Origin of the sequence: Pseudoalteromonas luteoviolacea DSM 6061 (genome assembly GCF_001625655.1) — a bacterium.
Taxonomy (GTDB): Bacteria; Pseudomonadota; Gammaproteobacteria; order Enterobacterales; family Alteromonadaceae; genus Pseudoalteromonas; species Pseudoalteromonas luteoviolacea.
In genome coordinates, this window is record NZ_AUYB01000102.1 from 58903 (window position 1) to 79287 (window position 20385).

Below are 20385 nucleotides of genomic sequence, written 5' to 3' on the forward strand. Positions count from 1 at the left end.
CGTATGGAGACGCAAGAGAAAGGCATTATTGCTTGGTTTGCACGCAACCCAGTCGCAGCAAACTTATTAATGATTTTTGTACTCGTTGGTGGCCTATTGACAGCTTTCACCATTCAGAAACAAATATTTCCGCAAAACAAAAACTACTGGCTGAGCATCCAAGCTGTTTACCCAGGCGCTGCGCCGCAAGAAGTCGAAGAAGGGATCACGATAAAAGTTGAAGAGGCAATGGAAGGACTTGAAGGGATCAAGCGACTCATTACCTATTCAAACCGCGGCTTTTCACAAACTTGGATTGAAGTGGATCAGCAGTATGAGCCAAAAGACGTCCTTGACGAAGTTAAAATGCAGGTAGACGCTATTTCTAACTTCCCTTCAGGCATGGAACGCCCAATTGTTCGCAATGAAAAAAATGAACAAGATGTGATGCTTCTGACACTCAATGGCGACATGGATTTCAAAGAGCTGAAAAAGCTTGGTAACACACTCCACGATGAAATGCTTGCCCTACCGGGTGTTAACTTAGTGACTTTTAATAGTGGTCTTGACTATGAAATCGGCATTGAGGTTAGCCCAGATAAACTGCGCGAGTACGGCCTTACATTTCGTGATATTTCAGCCGCAGTTCAAAGCTTTTCAGCCAATATGTCAGCCGGTCAAATTCGCTCCGATAACGGCTACATATCAATGCGGGTAGAAAACCAAGCATATAAAGGCCATGAGTTTGAACAATTACCTCTTATTACACTGGAAGATGGAGCACAAATTCGCTTAGGTGACGTCGCTAAGATTTCAGACGGCTTTGAAGAAGGTTTGATGTACTCCTTATACAATGGCAGAAACTCACTATTGTATGAAGTGATGGCATCAAAAGATCAAGACATCACTAAAGTAGCCAGTGTCATCAAAGATTACCTAAAACAAAAAGAGTCTCAGCTACCTCAAAACGTGAAATTAGAACCATTTTTAGATTTCACGTACTACCTTGAAGGCCGATTAAACATGATGATCGAAAACATGGTTATCGGTGGGATCTTGGTAATGCTGATGCTTGCTCTGTTTTTAAGAGTGAGACTCGCTTTTTGGGTTATGATGGGCCTACCTGTCTCGTTCCTAGGTGCATTTTTAATGATGCCGATGGGCTTTATGGACATTACCATCAACTTAGCTTCACTGTTTGCTTTCATTTTAGTACTGGGGATTGTAGTTGACGATGCCATCGTGGTTGGAGAATCTGCTCACGCAGAAATAGAAAAACATGGCCATAGTCTTGATAACGTTGTTCGTGGTGTTAAACGCGTCGCGGTACCGGCAACATTTGGTGTATTGACAACCATTGCTGCATTTTTACCTCAAACCCTTTCGACAGGCCCAGAAGCCGCATTTTCAAAAGCGATTGGTGGAGTCATCATACTTTGTTTGATCTTTTCTTTGATTGAATCAAAGCTCATTTTGCCTGCACACTTAGCCGCAATGAAAGACAAGCCAAGCAACCCTAAAAACCCACTCCACCGCTTGAGAGCGGGAATGGACAATGGCTTAAAGCACTTTATTGAAAACATCTACAGACCATTTATCGACAAATGTATACACTACAGATATACAGTTATCGTTGGTTTTATTTGCATACTGATTGTCAGTGCTGGACTATTCGCTGGTGGCTTCATCAAGTTTGTTGCGAATCCTAAAATCCCCCATGATTTCCCAAGTATTCGCATTGAAATGAATCTATCAGCATCTGAATCAGCAACCCTAGAAACCACCAATAAAATCGAAAAGATGGTTTGGGAAGTTGAGAAGCAAGTGGAAGCCCAGTACGGTCAAGTGATGGTCAAAAACCTTTCAGTAAACATGAATGGTCGCACCAACGCATCTATTCGTGCAATTTTGGTGGAGCCACATTTGCGCCCTATTGACACATTTGAACTCAGTGAAATGTGGCGCGAAAATATGCCTCCTCTACCAGGAGTTAAGAGTTTTAACATCGAAGACAATGTATTTGGTGGTGGCAGAGATGATGGTGATATTAGCTTCAGACTTGAGGGCAAAAACAAAGAAACCCTCAGAGAAGTAGCGGCCAAACTTAAAGCAAAACTCAGAACTGTTGAAGGTGTTGGTGATGTGAATGACTCTATGCAATCCGCAACAGATGAAATTCGACTAGAACTGAAACCATTGGCTTACAGTATGGGTCTGACACTGTCGGATGTTGCTTCGCAAGTAAACTTTAGTTACTACGGCCTTGAAGCTCAGCGTATTTTGCGTAATGGCGAAGAAATCAAAGTGATGGTTCGCTATCCAAAAGAGCATAGAAACGCCATTAGCGATATCCAAGACGTGCGTATTATCTCGCCAGCTGGCGCTGAAATCCCCCTAATTGAAGTCGCTGATATCAAACTCGTGGAGGGTGTAAACCGTATCCGTCGCGAGAATGCTAAGCGCACGATTAATGTTTGGGCATCTGTAGATACTGATAAAGCTGAACCGTTCAAAATTGCAGAGCAAATTGGCGAAGAATACTTACCTAGCCTCTTGGAAAACTACCCAGATGTGACAAGTAGTATCACAGGTCGAGTTCAAGAAGAAATGGACAGCGTAGCCGAACAACTTCGCGACTTCGCTTTATCACTCATGATTATTTTTGCACTGCTTGCGATTCCACTGCGCTCGTATACTCAACCTTTACTGATTATGTCTGTAATACCTTTTGGTGTAGTAGGAGCCGTTTTGGGCCACATGGTGCTTGGAATGACAATGAGCGGATTGTCTTTCTTTGGCATAATTGCTGTTGCGGGGGTTGTGGTAAATGACTCTTTAGTGATGGTAGATTTTGTCAATAAAGCCAGAGAAACAGGGCTGAGTATTAAAGAAGCGGTTGTAGAGGCGGGTTGTCGCAGATTCCGTGCGATTTTATTGACCTCTTTGACCACCTTCATTGGCTTGGTGCCCATTATCATGGAAACCAGTTTGCAAGCACAAATTGTTATTCCGATGGCCGTATCTCTTGCTTTTGGTGTTTTGTTCGCAACGGTCATAACATTGATATTAATTCCTTGCCAGTACGTTGCGTTAGAAGACGCTAAACGTATAACTAGAAAACTATTTGGCAAAAAGACTGAGGACATAAGCCAAGTCCAGTCTAATTTAAATTAAGTAAACTCCCTTCCTGACCAAGCCCGGCCAAATGCGCTGGGCTTTTTCATTATACAACTTCTTACAATTAATGAACGAAAATTAACCTATTCATTAAGTTACCATTAAAATAAACCAGTCTAAATTGCTTGGAATAGGATAACACTTCCTATTTAATAAAATAGATAATGTGAAACAATGCATTGATTAAGGAATAAAAATGCGCAAAATACTTTTGGCCTCACTCGTTGGACTTTTAACTGCATGCGGCGGTGGTAGTGGTTCATCTTCTAACGATGATCAGCGTCCTACCACTCAAAATAGAGCTCCTACCGTCACTCTGAGCGGCAACACACTGGCGATATCCGCTGAGTCTATCACTCTTAATACCGCTTTTAACGACCCTGACAATGATCAACTGACAGTCAATTGGTCAAGCTCTCTAACAGGCGTTCAATTCGACCAAGCATCCTTGGCGACAACTATAGTCAAATTCCCTACCGTTACCGAGAAGCAAAATATTACGTTGACCTGTGAAGTGTCAGATGGCGTAAACCCTGCAGTCACAAAAACTTACTCCATTACCCTGTACCCCGTGATTGCAGGTGCCAATATTGTTATGGAAGATAGCTATGCGTTTAGTAGCGGTAGTACAGCTACAATCAATGCGACATTTGAAACGGACACTGAAATCCAAGATGTCATGTGGGAGTTTGAGGGTATCGACCTTAGTTACGAAGCTTCTGGCTCAACAACTCATAATAAAGGTGAGTCGACTCTAAAAATTGAGCTTCCAGACGTATCTGAGGTAACCGAGTTTAAGGTAACGCTAAAAGTTGTAACTGACAACGGCGCACATACTCGCTCTGCTACAATGAAAGTATCTCCTGCTGATGGCCCTACTTTAAATGTTTCTTTACCTGAACAAATAACTGTTTCAAGCGCCAAAGAGGCCAGCATAGTCCCTATTATTGCGCACAGTGATGAAATAGAATCTTATTCTTGGCAGTGGCAACAAAGCCCACAACCTTCAGAGCAAACAAGTAGTAATAAAGTTTACAAGTTTGTCGCACCAGTTGTTGCGCAAGATACTACTTTTGATTTATCGCTAAAGGTCACTATGAAAGGAGGTGTAACTGAAACGGCAACAACTAAAGTCAATGTAAAGAAACTAGTGACTCAAAACCCTATCACATTGACTAGCTCTCATGACGTTGCAGCTTCTGGCCAAACGGTTGTAGTGACAAGTAATGTAACCGACTTCTCTGATGTAGAGAGTGTAACGTGGTCTGTAAACAATCAATTTGATGACCAATATCTCACTAAAGAAAACAGCAAATTAACAATACAAGTACCAGAAGTTGAAAGCTACAATAACTTCCACAATATCAGTTACACCGTAAAATACAAATCAGGCGGGTCCGTCACTGAAACCCAGCCATTTACTTTCCATAATACTGTGGCGACTAGAGGTACTATCGACATTATTAATAAAGACCAAAGGTTCGATATTTACCCCAAACGAGAGGTTACACACAACTACAACCTAACCAGCGCAGTACCCATTGATGATATCAGAATTGTGGCTATCACCAATTTGCATACATACGACATATTAGAAGTGTCTCATGATAATAATACTGCGACTGTCAAAGTTCTAGACAACGAATACTTAGCGAGCTCTTTTCGAGCATTTGACTTGATTATCAAAGCAGGATTTGCAGAGAAAGAAATTAAAGTTTATGCAGAATCATACAACTCGTTACTAAGAACTTATGCAGGCGTCAATGAAACATACGTTAGTGGTTCAAATTTTTACCTGTTTGGGCAATTGAATCACCTAGAGGGAAATACTGACTACGTCCCAGCTTGGGACAATAGTGGTGGTGTATCAAAAGTTTCAAATGATGTTGCACTCTTCACAGAATACAGACAAATTTTACCTCAGAATGATGAAGCGAGATTATCTCTATATACTCGAGATGAGGCGGATACTTTCGTCACAAATAGTGCGCAAATCACATTGGCAAAAAATTTGGAAGTTGAAGGTGAGCATTATCGCTGTACAGTGGAAGATACCGCACTTTCAAAATGCACCAGTAGCAACAGTCTCTTAAACTTTGAGACCCAGCCAGATCAGCTTAAACAAGTAGTCACTCGAGGCTACTATGCTTGTCAGCTGGGTAATGCTGGAGACGTACACTGCGCAGGCTTCAACGATTCTCCAGTTGCTCAAGTTCCAACGCTAGAAGATGTTGTTAAGCTAAATGCAGTCAATTACGATACTGCATGTGCACAGTTTGCTAATGCGAGTTGGCAATGCTGGGGAAGCGCGGCAGCCTCAATAGAACAACTCATTGCACAATCTGGTCTGGTGCACCAAATCTTAGGGAATCACACTCATACTTGTCTTGTTAGCGATGGCAGCTTGGTATGCTATGCTGGCAATGAAGTCGTGTTCCAAAGTACAGGCGATTATATTGAAAATATCGTTTTAGACGACGGAGAGCTGTGCTACCGCACGCAAGGCTCTAACATTCTAAACTGCCCTATGAAAGATTAATTAAGCCAAATCGAACTCCCTTTTTGGAAAACACCCAACTGGTGCCTAAAAAGGGAGTTGCAATACTCTTATCTAGTGATTTTAAGCCCACTCCTTCTAATTCTTTTCAAGAATAAGCTATTTATATTAAGATAAAATATGTAGTTAGGTTATTTTAACTAGTTAACTTTACAAATGATTCGAATGAAGACACACTAGAGAAAGTGATTGGCAACTCTTTTTTAAAATGAAATATCTCTCTTTGATTTTCGCTCTGGCGACGTTGCTCTTAGCTGGGTGTGGTAATAATGAAGAAGCGGGTCGAGGTGATAAAGACACCCCAGGCTACGCCGCAACAATGTACTTTGACGCCCTGTATAACCGCAAAGATATGAATGCAGCCCTAAAGCTTGCAACCCCTAGGCTTGCACGCATTATGCGCTCTTATGGAACGCCTTCGCAATTCACTAGAAATCTTGTAAATATGCAATATGATCAAGTGACTATCGAGTTAGACATGACCAATAAAAGCCTCCGTGAACAGTACGGCAAAAAAGCGAAAGTAAATTTAATATTTACAGGCCAACTGCATGGTGATCAGGTCGACGATATGCGTAGCGTGCAAATGGTAAATCGTAAGGGCGATTGGTACGTAGACAAAATTAACCCTGACCCATATGCGCGCTAAGCCTAAATTCTAAGCGCTTTTTGCATCAACGCTGAGCGCTTCATCTCTTACTTTTAGCCATTCATCCAGTGCCTGTTTATCTCCTTCTGAAATCACGCCTGCTTCGCATGCCTCATTCAACTGTTGAGAAACGGCCTTGTCGTATAGAGTCGCCGTTTGCTTTCTTTGCCAACGTAAAAAATCATGATAAGCCACTTTAACATTTCGAGATAAAGATAGCGCTTTTTCTAGCTTTTCTAATCCAGCCATTCCCTCACAATCACACAGTGCACTAACACGATTTCGCGTATTGCTATTTTCAAATACGCTGGCACACAATGACTTCACTTCTTCATCAGAGACACTGAACGCTCGCGTTCCCAAAGGAAATACCAACCGTTTCACGATACTTCTCAAGCCCCTAGGTAAAAAGTTCTCGATAAATGTTTTGGCCGCTTCACTATAGCTTGACAGATGATATGCCATAGCAGCTCGAACAAGTGGCAAGTCTCCGCATTGATGACCATCATCCTCGAATTTTTTCAATACACAGGAGGCCAAATATAAATGGCTGAGCATATCCCCTAAGCGCGCCGATTGCATTTCTCGGTATTTAAGTGCCCCACCCAATCGCAGCATTGCAATATCACTCATAACAGCTAAGACTTGACTGTACCAAGTGAGTAATTGGTAATAGCGCGCTACATCACCGCTAACTGGTGAGCTCACAAACCGCGCGGCCGTTAATCCATTAAACAGCGCTTTTAAGCAATTCGTGCCAGAGTGAATCAGATGGGATACAAGCAACTTATCAAATTCTTTTAAGCCCTGTTCAGTATCTTCGATTTGAACTGCATCCATCTCTTTTAAAATAAATGGGTGGCAGCGGCTAGCACCTTGGCCAAATATCATTAAGTTTCTAGTTAGGATATTTGCCCCTTCTACCGTAACGCTTATTGGCATACCCGCGTAGTGATTGGCTAAATAATTGAGTGGACCTTTTTGAATTGCTTTGCCGCCATGAATGTCCATAGCATCATTGATGACAACTCGAGACTGCTCGGTAAGGTGATACTTTGCAATTGCAGTGATAACCGAAGGCTTTTTATTTAAATCAACGGCCAATGCGGTATTCTCCCGACCAGCTTCAATGCTATAGGTCAACCCACATATTCTTGCTAACGCGCTTTGCACTCCTTCAAATTGTCCAATTGGCTGCTTAAATTGATAGCGAAGTTGGCTATAAGCAGACGTAGCGCGACTACATAGCTGAGCGGTTCCTGCGCTCAACGCTGGCAAAGAAATTCCACGCCCTGCACTCAAACACGACACTAACATTCGCCATCCAATGCCAATGCCGTCTTGGCCACCAATGACCCAATCCAATGGAATAAAAACGTCTTTACCTTGCGTGGTACCATTCATAAAGGCAAGCCCCATAGGGTCATGGCGGTCACCATGAATAACTCCTTTATGTTGAGTGGGGATCAGCGCACACGTAATCCCAAGCTCTGTCTTATCGCTCAGCAACTGGTCTGGGTCGTATACCTTAAATGCAAGACCTAACACATCGGCCACGGGCGCTAGTGTAATGTATCTTTTCGACCAAGTTACACTTAGACCTAGTGTTTCTTGACCCTCAAATTCTTGTTTGCACACCGTGGCAAAATCCGTGATACCACCGGCATCGGAACCTGCATGCAAGGAGGTCAATGCAAAACATGGCAATGCCTGAGCACTTGCGAGTTTAGGCAACCAATAATTTTGTTGCTCTTGCGTGCCAAAGTGTAGGAGTAATTCAGCTGGGCCTAGACTATTTGGCACCATGACGGTAACGGCTGTGGAGAGACTGCGAGTTGCAATTGTCGATACAATGACCGAATTCGCTTGTGCGCTGAACTCCCTGCCTCCGAAGCTTTTTGGGATTATCATCGAAAAGAACCCGTGCTCTTTTAAATATTTCCACACTTCTTCAGGTAAATCTCCCTGCGCAGTAATTTTTGACTCATCTAACATCGCAATAAGCGACTTTAGCTCGTTGTTTACAAAGGCCTGTTCTTCGTCTGAGAGCCTTGGTTTTCCGCTATGTAGCCACATTTTCCAATCTGGTTTACCACTGAAAAGGCTTGCATCCCACCAAGTATCCCCCGCTTTCATTGCTTCTTTTTCTGTATCTGAGAGTTCTGGTAATGCGCGCTTAAAATAGTTAAACAATGGTAAAGATACCCACTTTACGCGTATCTCCTTAACTCCAAAAATTACCCAAACAGCTACAATTATTAATAAAACTAACCACATGAGAGTTTGTCTCCTTCCTATCGTTAAGGTAAGTATGGATGAAAAACATGCTAACTCAACTACCACTAAGCTTACCTAACAACAAATAACACGGTATCACTGTAATTAAATGCATAATCTTTGATTTGACTGCGGTTTGAATAAACGTAACGTAACATTTAGATGATTGAGGGGATGCCAAGAGACTGTTATTATCGCTGCTCTCTATAACAATAAGTGAATAATTATGTCAGCAAAATTTAAACTCAGCCTAAGCGCGATATTCGTAGCTGGGGCACTCTCTCTGAGTGGCTGTAACTCGACAACAAGCGAAAAGCTAACTGAAAAAGACGCAGAAGCTTTTTTAGTTAAGGCTGAAGAACAACTTCTAGATTTAACTACAAGAAGCTCCCGTGCAGCTTGGATCTACGCTAACTTCATTACTGAAGATACAGCAGCGCTTTCTGCTGAAGTAGGTCAAGAATATACAGCGGCACTTGTAGCGCTTGCTAACGAAGCAGCAAAATTTGATGACCTAGAATTAAGCTATGACAATCGTCGTAAGCTAGATAAGTTAAAGTTAAACTTAACACTTCCAGCACCAAAAGATCCGGCTAAAACAGCTGATCTTGCAAAACTTTCAGCCGATTTAGATGGTTTATATGGCAAAGGAAAATACTGTAAAGAAGGCACCTGCCTTAGCCTAGGTGATATGACAGCCAAAATGGCAACCAGTCGTGATTACGAGGAACTTCTAGATATTTGGCAAGGTTGGCGTGAAGTATCTAAGCCAATGCGCCCACTGTATAAGGATTTGGTCTCTTTAGCGAACGAAGGTGCTAACGAGCTTGGTTATGCTGATACTGGAGCAATGTGGCGCAGTAAATACGACATGCCAGCAGACGATTTCGCAAAAGAACTTGATCGTATCTGGGGCCAGGTAAAACCACTATATAATTCATTACATTGCCATGTTCGCGCAAAACTAGGCGAAAAATATGGTGAAGACAAGGTTCCTCAAGATCAGCCTATTCCGGCACACTTACTAGGCAACATGTGGGCACAATCTTGGGGCAATATCTACGACCTAGTTGCACCGGAGAATGCAGATCCAGGTTACGACCTTACCGAGCTGCTCAAAAAGCATGACTACGATGCAATTAAGATGACCAAAGGTGCAGAAAAGTTCTTTACTTCTATGGGCTTTGAACCTCTACCTGAAACATTCTGGACGCGCTCTCTATTCCTAAAACCGAAAGATCGTGACGTTCAATGTCATGCATCAGCTTGGAACCTTGATTCCAAAGACGACTTACGTATCAAGATGTGTATCCAGCAAACAGGTGAAGAATTTTCAGTCATTCACCACGAGCTAGGTCACAACTTCTATCAGCGTGCATATAATAAACTGCCTCTTTACTATCAAGAAAGCGCAAATGATGGCTTCCACGAAGCGATTGGTGACACTATTGCACTATCGGTTACACCAGGATATTTAAAAGAGATTGGCTTATTAGAGCAAGTACCTGATGAGTCAAAAGATATCGGCTTACTAATGAAAATGGCGATGGATAAGGTTGCTTTCATTCCATTTGGTTTGTTAGTGGATCAATGGCGTTGGAAAGTTTACTCCGGCGAAATCAGCCCAGAGCAATACAACCAAGCTTGGTGGGAACTTCGTGAGAAATATCAAGGTGTAACAGCTCCTGTTGCGCGTACAGAGGATAACTTTGACCCAGGTGCGAAATACCATGTACCAGGCAACGTTCCATATACACGTTATTTCCTAGCGCATATTCTACAGTTTGAGTTCCACAAATCTCTATGTGAAATCGCAGGTAGTAAAGAAGCAATTCACCGCTGCTCGGTTTACAACTCAAAAGAAGCTGGCGAGCGCTTAAACACAATGCTAGAAATGGGTAGCAGTCGTCCATGGCAAGAGGCACTTGAAACGGTAACTGGTAGCAAACAGATGGATGCGACAGCGATTCTTGACTACTTCGCGCCACTTCAAGCTTACCTAGACGAGCAAAACAAAAACCGTCAGTGTGGTTGGTAATCTCGTACTTTTAAATAGTGCAGCTTAACGCTGCACTATTTCTCATTCGCCATATCTTGCAACACTTTTTTTCTTCCTGCTCTGTAAAAATACCGCTAATGTATTGATATCAAGAGGAGAACACATGAATCTAAATCGTACTTGGCTGTATAGCCAGTTTGAACTTACTCGCTTGTTTGCCACAAAACGTGGCTGGCTAGCCGTTACCGCATTCTCGTTAGTGTGGTTTATGGTGCTGCGTTACCCGATTTACAACGCGGTTCCTTTTCTGAATAGCTCAGAGTTTGAAGGTTTTGTTAGTCAGTTGGCTGGCACTGTTGGACTGTACAACCTCGTTTCATGGCCAGAAGCCGAACTCGCCATTTTCTGGGTTATAGCACTTTTCACCTTTCCAATGTTTTCTGTCTTTGTGACCGCAGACCAAACTGTTGAGGACCGTAATCGTGGCACTGTTAGGTTTTTAACATTAAGAAGTACGAGGTTTGAGTTGTTACTTGGACGTTTTTTCGGACAGGTCTTAATTTTGGCTGCCTTAATTGGCTTAGTATGTGTCGCTACGTTAGCTATGATGGGAATGCGAGAACTTGACTTAGTCAGTTCAGGTCTACCAAAAACATTAGCAATTTGGGCTAAGTTATTGATTACCTGTTTACCATTTATCGCCCTCATGAGCTTACTTAATTTGGTGACTAATTCAGCACGTATGAGCATTGTTTTCGCGATTTTGTTCTTCACCATTATCGCATCGGTGATTACATATATTGGGGATGTTTACCCAATGTTTGCATTCCTAAACTATGTTATTCCTGGACATCATATTGCTGATGTAACTGGCTGGCAAAATAACTCTAACCTCTCTTTATTAATTCCAATTATACAAGCGATAGCATTGCTTGGTGTTAGCCAATTTATTTTGCGGGAGCGTGACCTATGAATACAGTGATTGAAGTAAACGCGCTGGCAAAAAACTTTGGCTCGAAACGTGCGCTATCTGATGTCAATTTTAAAATTGAGCAAGGCAATACAGTTGCTTTGGTCGGTCCAAATGGCGCGGGTAAAACGACATTATTTAGTATCATCTGCGGGTACTTAAAGCCAAACAGCGGCACAGTTAATATTCTTGGCCATGACCCTAGAAGCGCCCCTTTATTTAATAAACTAAGCGCACTACCACAAGACGCCCAGCTGGATCCAAAGTTTTCTGTTGAGAAGCAATTGCGTTTTTTTGCCCAGCTTCAAGGGATGGATAAAAAAACTGCATTAGCAGATACTCAGCGCGTTCTAGAGCTTGTAGACTTATCCCAAGTGGCTCAATCAAAAACATCCGAATTATCACATGGTATGCGCAAACGAGTTTGTATTGCACAGGCTTTATTAGGTAGTCCTGAAATTGTATTACTCGATGAAGCCACGGCTGGATTGGACCCCAAAAATGCCAAAGCAATTCGCAACCTTATTGCTTCTCTCAAAGGCCAGATCACCTTCATTTTGAGCTCTCATGACTTAAGCGAACTGGAGCGATTATGTGACACCGTGCTCTATTTGGAACAAGGCAAACTGAGCAGCCACCAGAGTGATCTACACCAAACTCAACAAGGCAGCTACATCACCTTGCAAATGCTCAACCTCAATGACGAAATGAGTCAAAAAATAGCACAGCTTAAAGGCGTAACGAATGTGAAACAAACACAATCGGACGAACTCGTTATCGAATATACAGAGTATTCAGAGCCTCTAGATTTGTCTCTACTGACCTTAATACATAAAAATCAATGGACGTATAAGCAAATTGTCAATGGGCGAACTTTGGAAAATCAATTATTTGTAGATTAGCTCAGACTTGTGCGCGCTTTAGCATTGGGAGCGCGTGCAAGCCGACTTAGCTAACTGGTTAGGGGCAACAAATCTTGCCCTTTACCTGTGAATATGTATTATTCCAAGCCGATTCATCAACTTAGTGTGAACTATCCCCCATTAATTACCACTATCAGTCCTATTTTTTCACAGCACAACTCAAATATACTGCACGCTAGTTCCGTATTTGGTTTCACTTAAAGTATCTTTATTTAGTAGAAAGCTGTAGGTATTATCTTTGTTGTGACGTTTCCCATTTTTAAATAATAACTTCAAAGGTTACATAGTATGAAAACAGCCATCGTGCTGGGTGCCACAGGTCTTATTGGTAAGCATTTAGTTGAGCAGCTGCAGCATCATTCTCTCTTTAGCAAAGTGGTTGCTGTAACGCGCAGACCCGTTGATTTTGGCTCTGCTAAGGTGACCAACGCAGTGGTTAATTTCGAACAATTAGAAAACCATGCTGATGTTTTCCAAGGGGACATTCTTTTCTCTTGCTTGGGAACTACTAAAAAACAAGCGGGATCAATTGCTAAACAACGCATCGTCGACTTTGATTATCAACTACAAGCTGCACAATTGGCAAAGCGCAACAAAGTCGCACACTATCTTTTAGTTTCCTCAAGTGGTGCAAATGGAAAAAGCCGCAGCCCATATTTAAAAATGAAAGGCCAATTGGAAGACGAAATAAGACAGCTCCACTTTGAGAGAACAAGTATTATTCAGCCTTCTTTGCTACTGGGTCAACGTGATCACACACGTATCGCTGAAACGCTAGGCAGCTACTTTTTGCCTGTTCTATGTAAATTACCTAGTTTACGCAAGTTTAAACCTATAAAAGGCAGCCAAGTTGCCACCAAAATGGTGGAAATTAGTTTAATGCCGCCACAAAATAAATGTTTTTTCAAACTTGATGAGTTGTTTTAGACCCTTTATCAGGTAATAAGCGTTCGTTAAGCTTCAGTTGCTAGTTTGGTTCACCCTTTATATTAAGCAAGTAAGAACGCTGACAAGCAGTGATTGGGTCGCTACTTTTGAAATATACGCCCAATCTAAATTGGACGAATTACGAAATGAGCAACAGCAGTTGAAACTCATTCCATTGGAAAACGACCATAAACGCCTAACGGAGCTTAAAGAATCAAATATTTATATCATTGAGGACAAAGAAATCATGGGATTTGGTGCAATATGCCACAATGAGATCCGCGCACTATTCGTTCACCCCAATTTTCGTGGCAATGGTATCGGTTAGGCATTGCTTGAAACTTTATTGTCCTTAGCAAACGGCCCCGCCAGTTTAAATGTGGCAAATCGAACACGCCAGCAATAAAACTCTACAAGAAGTATGGATTTGAGTTTGCGATGGAGTTTGAGGCAAACTATCATGACCACGCAATTAAAGCATATAAAATGCTCAAACAAGCAAACATAAAACCACTCATACTACTTTGCTGGAGTTAAATCTTTTACATAACCCGCGCAGGTACATTGAAATTCGTGATTTTTGACTTTAACACGCCAATGAAGCTTGGTGGCTGAAGCTAGCGTGTCCGCATTATAACGGTGGCTGAGGTTTCTTAAACAGGCACTGGACTCTTTTTCCGAATACACTTTAGAATCTCTCAAAGTTGGATAACCAGCCTCAACGCAAGCGCCTACAACATATTTCGGCGTATCAAGCATCAAGTTTGTATATCCACCCCGACTGGCTAGTTGCGCGGATTGCTGCGAGTTACCTTGCTCATTTGCACTCCCCTCACACGCTGTGAGCGGCGTGAGGCTAAGTGCAATTAGCACATTAAAAGTGATTTTTGTAGATGCAATGCTCATGTTGATGTCCTCTCCTTGTAGTTGCATCAAGCTTAGAGCAAATCTGCGAGATTGCCTTCAAAACTATTCATTTAGCTCATTTTGTTCCGAATAAAATACTAATTAAGATGCAAATCATTCGATTCACTCGGCACTCCGCTTACGGTATACTAGTACCCAAACCCTCATCAGCAATGCCCATACTAACATTCATTCAGAGAGTAGCATGACTAGTAACGCTTCAAATAACACCCTTATCCAAGAGTTAAAATCTATCGTTGGAAATAGCTTTGTGCTGACTGACGACACCAAAAAACAGCCCTATACTAAAGGGTTTAGGTTTGGCTCTGGTGAAGCGTTAGCAGTAATTAGACCTGCAACTTTGTTAGAAATTTGGCAAGCACTTGAAGTGTGTGTTGCGGCGGATGTCATTGTAATAATGCAAGCAGCCAACACAGGTTTGACGGGCGGCTCAACGCCTGATGGCAAAGACTATGACCGTCCTATAGTCATTATCAGTACAATGCGCATCGATGACATTCAGCTTATTGACAATGCAAAGCAAATCGTTGGCTTAGCAGGCAGCACCCTGTTTGGATTAGAAGATACACTTGCGCCTCATGGTCGCGAACCGCATTCCGTGATTGGCTCTTCGTGCATAGGCGCGTCAATCGTTGGCGGCATTTGTAATAATTCTGGCGGCGCACTCGTTCAGCGTGGCCCAGCCTATACTGAAATGTCTTTGTTTGCTCAAATAGACGAGCAGGGCAAATTATCATTGGTCAACAATTTAGGCATTAATTTAGGGCAAACACCTGAAGAAATCCTGACTAACCTTCAAAACAAAAGCTATTCAGACGCCGATGTTCACTTCCCAGAGCTTAGAGCTTCTGACGATGAATATCATGAGCGAGTTAGAGACGTAGACGCTGATACCCCCTCTCGATTTAATAACGATGGCCGCAGATTGTACGAGTCTTCAGGTTGTGCAGGTAAACTAGCTGTCTTTGCTGTACGCCTAGATACCTATCCTGTACCAGAAAAACATCAAGTTTTTTATGTTGGCACAAACGACCCAGCAGTACTCGCCCAGATTAGACGAGATATCTTGTCTAAGTTTGATAACCTGCCTGTGTCTGGTGAATATTTGCATAGAGACTGTTATGACGCCTCTAAGAAGTATGGTAAAGATACGTTTTTAGTGATTGATAAACTTGGTTCAAAATACATTCCTAAAATGTTTGCCATGAAGCGAACTGTCGATCGTATTGCAGAGAATTTTAAATTTTTACCCAACAAATTTTCTGATCGTATTATGCAGTATTTAAGTTGTTTATGGCCAAACCACCTTCCAAAACGCATGGAAGCCTACCGAGACCGCTACGAGCATCACTGGATCGTGGAAATGAGTAATGCAGGTGTTGCGGAAGCAAAAGCCTACTTTGACGAGTTTTTCAAAACCAATGATGGTAGCTATTTTGAATGTACTGAAGATGAAGGTGAAAAAGCTATCTTACACCGTTTTGTAGCTGGTGGCGCAATTGGCCGCATGCAAACCATGAACAGTAAAGAAATGGGAGCAATCATGACTATTGACGTTGCATTCCCTCGAAACGAACAAGACTGGTTTGAGCAACTTCCTCCCGAAATTAACGACCAAATCGCGGTAAAGCTTTACTATGGTCACTTGTTTTGTCATGTGATGCATCAAAACTACATCATGAAGCCAGGCGTTGATGCCAAAGCAGTGAAGAACAAAATTCTCGAAACATTTGATAAACGTGGTGCGGAATACCCTGCTGAGCATAACGTTGGCCATGAATATTTTGCAAAAGATGCACTCAAATCATTCTACAAAAAACTAGACCCAACTAATTCATTTAACCCTGGAATTGGCAAAACAAGTAAGTGCAAACACTGGCACGAACCTTCTGAGTAATATGCGATTTCAGCCTTACCACAGCAAATTATTACTGCGGTAAGGCTGCAACGAATGACAACGCCAATTTCTGAGTTCAATTCCCAAATATTCGCGACAAATAAAATTTTTTATATAATCTATTTGAAACATTTTTGATACACTATAACGCTATTAGAAAAATTCAAGTGTTGTAAAACTTATGAACCACCCTTTCAAAACAAGTGCAATCGCACTGTGTGCTTTGTTGACTGCTGCCTGTAACACGACAACTCCAAGCAAAGAAAAAACACCAGAAGAAAACAATTTGCGTGTTGTAACATGGAATATTGAGCATTTAGCGGCAAAAAATACCGAAGGCTGTAAACCGAGAAGCAACGAAGAGCTAACTGAATTACAAGCCTATGCTAAGTCTCTAAAAGCAGATGTCATAGCATTTCAAGAAGTGGGCTCAATTAAAGCACTTGAAACTGTTTTAGATAAAGACCAATGGCAATTTATCATTTCAAACCGTAAAGATAGCCCAAGCTATACTTGCAGAGGCAACGGATTAACATCTACACAACAAAAAGTTGCTTTTGCAGTAAGAAAAAGTCTTGTTGTAGAGCAAGTTGTGCAACATAGACAATTCTCCGATCTGAAAATGGGCCTGAGAAATGCACTAGAAGTACAATTAAACTACCGTGGTGAAACCCTTAGCCTGTTAAACGTTCACTTAAAGAGTGGCTGTTTTGTAGACGACTATCGTCGCTCAGACAAAGACTCATGTAAGCTTTTGGCTAAGCAAATACCACTATTAGACAAGTGGGTTGAAGACAAGAGCCAGGCTAATGCTCCTTTTATTGTGCTTGGTGATTTTAATCACAGACTTTCTGCACCATACAACCGTTTTAGCCGCGATCTTTACCATCCAAACGGTTTGGCTAACAATGCACCAAACGATGTCACCAAAGCCTCGTTTTTCAATGCGAATCTAATGTTAACTGGTTGCCACCCATATTATCCTGCACCCATTGACCATATATTAGTTTCTAACACGTTAGCGTCCAATTATGTGCAAAACAGTGCACAGTTTCATTACTTCGACAATATGGAACCAAAACAAATGCTTAGTGATCACTGTGCACTCAGCCTTGATTTAAAGTAATACACTTTAATTCTGATGACTGTGCAGTACATACTGCACAGCATACTTGCTTCCATTTATTAGTTTTCGATTTGCTCTATTACATCTATCACGGCTTTAAATAAGCGTTTGTTCGCTAGCCCTAAGTTCTGATTCACAACAGAGCCATAGGCGCCAAACCTTGCAACAACGAGTTGCTTTGAAGGGATAATCACAACATACTGACCTCGGTGCCCACGCAACGACACTGTGTCTTTTGGCAAAGCAGGTAGCCAAAAGCCCAGATCATTTAACCATAACTGCCCACCATAATGGTCAACAACCCCCTTGCCCATCATTACTTCTTTTATCCAAGCTTGAGAAACGATTTGCTTACCCTGCCAATTCCCTTGCTGAATAAATAGCTGCCCTATTTTTAGCCAGTCATGAATGCTCAAAAACATTCTTGCTCCACCACGTAGGTTGCCTGCCTCGTCAAACTCTGCAATGGCATTGTTAATTCCAAGTGGTGCAAACAGCTGCGATTGGTATAGGTTGTTCAGTGATTGAATATCCCCACCAGCGGCTTGTTTTACCACATCGCTGAGTAGTTGAGTTGTACCGGTGGCATACTCAAACTTACTGCCAGGAGTGTATTGCACTGGCAGCTTAGAAACATATTCAACAGAGTTTCCGGTGTGGTACCACATTGGTGCCAAATCTTCATATCCATGTATATCTGGTGTTTCTGCCCATTTTACTCCTGAACTCATATTCAATAAATTTTTAACCGACATCGTGTGTGCGCCATAATCAACTTCCTGATCCAAAGCAAGTCTTCCATGTTGCTCTAATACCCCAGTCAGCAACCCCGTGAGAGTTTTAGCCATTGACCAGCTCAGCATTCTTGTATCACCAGCATGATATGCATCATACTTTTCAGCGACCAATTTGCCTTCATGTAATACTGCTACAGCAAATGTATTATCACTCCATGTGTAATCTAGATGATTGTTGGCAAAAAACTTATTCAACGAGATATCTTGGCGAATAGCTTGTTGCAAAGGCACACTGGGAAGTTCTTCTGGTAGGTCTAAATTCTCAGCTTGTGCAAGGAGTTCGGCAGGCGTTAAGTCGTGTAACAAAGTGCAACCCAACCCTCTTCGAAAGAGAGATGTACGGGTAATACTTTGTTCTTCAAACTGTGCAGTAACTGACACCTGCTTTAAGTTAGTGTCAACATTGATAGCATGGTTTTTGGGTAATGCTGCAAGTGCCTCAGGAATAACTCGTTGTTGAATAAACTCAATAGACTCACCTGAGACAAAATGTCGAGAGCAAATTTGGTTGGCACTGTACCCTAACAGTACATTGGGATCTGAATTACAACCAGTTAAGACAAACGCAGATGCAACACACCCAAAAGCAAACACTGTATTTTTCATATTTATTCCTTTAGTTATTGTCGAAGTTTATGACGAATAACTAAACAATAAATACACAAAACGGCTGTCTGGTTACCTAGTTAAGTACAGGCCTTTTTGCGAGTGAGTCCGGCTGTTTACGCATTATTGTATACAGGATTAAACACGCTCCTAGTGCAAAATTTGCCAAGGACAACCCCCACACAACACCACTAAAACCCGCGACATAAGACCCAATAAATGCACTAGGTACCGAAAATACGAAAAGCCTCACGATGCTAAAATTCAAAGCTAAGCCACTACGCCCGATTGCATTACAACAACTTACGTATAGCATCACTCCAGCTAACGCAATGTAGGATATCGGTAAGACAGATACAGCAAGGTTTATAGCATCTTTCACATCTGGTTGTTTACAAAACCCACCACTGAGAAAGTCTGCCCCGAGAAACAACACAGACGCAACCACTAACTGCCAAACAATGCAGGCAAGCATTGCCAGCTTTATACTCCTTCTTACCCTAAGAGCCTTTTTTGCCTCCCAGTTTTGGCCCACGAAAATTGGCAATGAGGTTGTTAATACCATTGGTAGCAATAGTGCAATGGGCTCCAAACGTATTACCACTCCATATGCAGCTACAGCGTCACTGCCTTGTGTCGCTACGATTCCCATTAATAGCGATTGTGCGATAGGAGTAAGCAGCTGTATGGCAACCACTGGAATTAATAACCGCATCAAACACTTAAATGCCTGACGGCTTTGCTGCGAAAGTAAGTTCACTTTAATTGAAATATTTTCTTTGACTACAAGTAAGTAGATAGAAAATAGAAAGCCTATAATCGCCGCTAGCAAATGTGCAATCCCAAGTCTTTCTAATCCACTTAAAAGTAAACCTTGCGTAAAAGGGGAGAACAATAACGCGCTGAGTAAAACTTGTGTTACCGAAAAGGTAACCAACAGCCACGCAGCTGCTCGCATATTACCAAATGCCCGTAATACCCCAAAAACTACCATAACAACGAAGAAAAATACGACAGCAGTCAATCTATATTGCATATAAGCCTTTAGAGATGGCCAAACCTGTAATTGTTGCGCTGAATATTCATCAAACCCGAGCAAATTCAAAATAGGTAATAAATTGAACCATATAACGAGCGCCAACAAAGAACCAACTATCGCCGTAAACACCAAACTAACCGCGGCCAATTCTTCGACTTTTCGAGCTTGCGTTAACCTTGTAGCGACTACAATTCCAAGCCCTATCGCAAACGCAAAAAGCGTAGCCTGAATTGGTAAGGTAAAGCTCATTGCTGTTAACTCTTCAACTCCAAGACGTGATGCAAAATATAACTCGATTAAATCAGCGCCAAACAAAGCCAAGATAGCAAATAGCATTGGTATTGTAAGCTGGCTGAGGACTGCACTAGTTGTGCCGGTTAAGATCCAGCGCTTACGGACCGCCCTTTTACGCTGTTTCTGGCAAACTTCAACTGACGTAGGGTTATTATATTCTGGGGCTTTACATGTCATAGTGTACGGCTTACTCCCTGCTATTTATGTTGGCAATTAAGTTTCTTGCAGTCCGTAATCAATA

14 protein-coding genes are annotated in these 20385 nt (G+C 42.0%); 10 read left to right on the forward strand and 4 right to left on the reverse strand.

Annotation, left to right across the window (positions count from 1 at the left end; translation table 11 throughout):
• The first annotated feature begins 3 nt into the window (after nt 1-3).
• The 3 genes from N475_RS11240 to N475_RS11250 all read left to right on the forward strand — a co-directional run bounded on the left by N475_RS11240 (nt 4) and on the right by N475_RS11250 (nt 6362).
• A complete protein-coding gene (locus N475_RS11240; protein WP_063365301.1) occupies nt 4-3153 on the forward strand; it encodes an efflux RND transporter permease subunit in 3150 nt (1049 codons plus the stop codon).
• Between the two features lie 199 nt (nt 3154-3352).
• The gene (locus N475_RS11245) at nt 3353-5695 is read left to right on the forward strand and encodes an RCC1 domain-containing protein (protein WP_063357788.1); all 2343 of its coding nucleotides are present in this window, start codon (nt 3353-3355) and stop codon (nt 5693-5695) included.
• Between the two features lie 226 nt (nt 5696-5921).
• Nucleotides 5922-6362, forward strand: a complete 441-nt coding sequence (locus N475_RS11250; protein ID WP_063357787.1) for a hypothetical protein — start codon at nt 5922-5924, stop codon at nt 6360-6362.
• 9 nt (nt 6363-6371) lie between these two features.
• On the opposite strand, the gene N475_RS11255 is transcribed toward N475_RS11250, so the two are convergent.
• Nucleotides 6372-8639, reverse strand: a complete 2268-nt coding sequence (locus N475_RS11255; RefSeq protein ID WP_063357786.1) for an acyl-CoA dehydrogenase — start codon at nt 8637-8639, stop codon at nt 6372-6374.
• A gap of 226 nt (nt 8640-8865) precedes the next feature.
• On the opposite strand from N475_RS11255, the gene N475_RS11260 reads away from it, so the two are divergent.
• The 5 genes from N475_RS11260 (at nt 8866) to N475_RS25455 (ending at nt 13786) form a co-directional block, all read left to right on the forward strand.
• Nucleotides 8866-10677, forward strand: coding sequence for a M2 family metallopeptidase (locus tag N475_RS11260; protein WP_063357785.1), 1812 nt, complete (start codon nt 8866-8868; stop codon nt 10675-10677).
• Nucleotides 10678-10801: 124 nt separating this feature from the next.
• Complete coding sequence (locus N475_RS11265; protein ID WP_063357784.1) at nt 10802-11611, forward strand: ABC transporter permease; 810 nt, start codon at nt 10802-10804, stop codon at nt 11609-11611.
• On the forward strand, nt 11608-12510 hold the full coding sequence (locus N475_RS11270; RefSeq protein ID WP_063357783.1) for an ABC transporter ATP-binding protein: 903 nt from the start codon (nt 11608-11610) through the stop codon (nt 12508-12510). Before N475_RS11265 ends, N475_RS11270 begins: the two co-directional genes overlap by 4 nt.
• A gap of 309 nt (nt 12511-12819) precedes the next feature.
• Nucleotides 12820-13458: an NAD(P)H-binding protein gene (locus tag N475_RS11275; RefSeq protein WP_063357782.1), complete on the forward strand. Its 639-nt coding sequence runs from the start codon at nt 12820-12822 to the stop codon at nt 13456-13458.
• A 37-nt stretch (nt 13459-13495) separates the two neighbouring features.
• Nucleotides 13496-13786 (forward strand): GNAT family N-acetyltransferase, encoded by a 291-nt coding sequence (locus N475_RS25455; protein ID WP_155730932.1) that lies wholly within the window; start codon nt 13496-13498, stop codon nt 13784-13786.
• Nucleotides 13787-13977: 191 nt separating this feature from the next.
• On the opposite strand, the gene N475_RS11285 is transcribed toward N475_RS25455, so the two are convergent.
• On the reverse strand, nt 13978-14364 hold the full coding sequence (locus N475_RS11285; RefSeq protein WP_063357781.1) for a hypothetical protein: 387 nt from the start codon (nt 14362-14364) through the stop codon (nt 13978-13980).
• A gap of 205 nt (nt 14365-14569) precedes the next feature.
• Here N475_RS11285 and dld point away from each other — a divergent pair, with 205 nt between their 5' ends.
• Nucleotides 14570-16282, forward strand: a complete 1713-nt coding sequence (gene dld / locus N475_RS11290) for a D-lactate dehydrogenase (RefSeq protein WP_063365302.1) — start codon at nt 14570-14572, stop codon at nt 16280-16282.
• Nucleotides 16283-16463: 181 nt separating this feature from the next.
• The gene (locus N475_RS11295; protein ID WP_063357779.1) at nt 16464-17408 is read left to right on the forward strand and encodes an endonuclease/exonuclease/phosphatase family protein; all 945 of its coding nucleotides are present in this window, start codon (nt 16464-16466) and stop codon (nt 17406-17408) included.
• Between the two features lie 59 nt (nt 17409-17467).
• On the opposite strand, the gene N475_RS11300 is transcribed toward N475_RS11295, so the two are convergent.
• The gene (locus tag N475_RS11300; RefSeq protein ID WP_063365303.1) at nt 17468-18811 is read right to left on the reverse strand and encodes a serine hydrolase domain-containing protein; all 1344 of its coding nucleotides are present in this window, start codon (nt 18809-18811) and stop codon (nt 17468-17470) included.
• Between the two features lie 76 nt (nt 18812-18887).
• Nucleotides 18888-20321, reverse strand: a complete 1434-nt coding sequence (locus N475_RS11305) for an MATE family efflux transporter (protein WP_063357777.1) — start codon at nt 20319-20321, stop codon at nt 18888-18890.
• Nucleotides 20322-20385 lie beyond the last annotated feature (64 nt).

What these genes read in the sequence shown, in the direction of transcription:
- N475_RS11250 (WP_063357787.1), top strand. Translation starts at nt 5,922, where the DNA reads ATGAAATATCTCTCTTTGATTTTCGCTCTGGCGACGTTGCTCTTAGCT.
- N475_RS11300 (WP_063365303.1), bottom strand. Translation starts at nt 18,811, where the DNA reads ATGAAAAATACAGTGTTTGCTTTTGGGTGTGTTGCATCTGCGTTTGTC.
- N475_RS11240 (WP_063365301.1), top strand. Translation starts at nt 4, where the DNA reads ATGGAGACGCAAGAGAAAGGCATTATTGCTTGGTTTGCACGCAACCCA.
- dld (WP_063365302.1), top strand. Translation starts at nt 14,570, where the DNA reads ATGACTAGTAACGCTTCAAATAACACCCTTATCCAAGAGTTAAAATCT.
- N475_RS11255 (WP_063357786.1), bottom strand. Translation starts at nt 8,639, where the DNA reads ATGTGGTTAGTTTTATTAATAATTGTAGCTGTTTGGGTAATTTTTGGA.
- N475_RS11270 (WP_063357783.1), top strand. Translation starts at nt 11,608, where the DNA reads ATGAATACAGTGATTGAAGTAAACGCGCTGGCAAAAAACTTTGGCTCG.
- N475_RS11295 (WP_063357779.1), top strand. Translation starts at nt 16,464, where the DNA reads ATGAACCACCCTTTCAAAACAAGTGCAATCGCACTGTGTGCTTTGTTG.
- N475_RS11275 (WP_063357782.1), top strand. Translation starts at nt 12,820, where the DNA reads ATGAAAACAGCCATCGTGCTGGGTGCCACAGGTCTTATTGGTAAGCAT.
- N475_RS11260 (WP_063357785.1), top strand. Translation starts at nt 8,866, where the DNA reads ATGTCAGCAAAATTTAAACTCAGCCTAAGCGCGATATTCGTAGCTGGG.
- N475_RS11305 (WP_063357777.1), bottom strand. Translation starts at nt 20,321, where the DNA reads ATGACATGTAAAGCCCCAGAATATAATAACCCTACGTCAGTTGAAGTT.
- N475_RS11245 (WP_063357788.1), top strand. Translation starts at nt 3,353, where the DNA reads ATGCGCAAAATACTTTTGGCCTCACTCGTTGGACTTTTAACTGCATGC.
- N475_RS11285 (WP_063357781.1), bottom strand. Translation starts at nt 14,364, where the DNA reads ATGAGCATTGCATCTACAAAAATCACTTTTAATGTGCTAATTGCACTT.
- N475_RS11265 (WP_063357784.1), top strand. Translation starts at nt 10,802, where the DNA reads ATGAATCTAAATCGTACTTGGCTGTATAGCCAGTTTGAACTTACTCGC.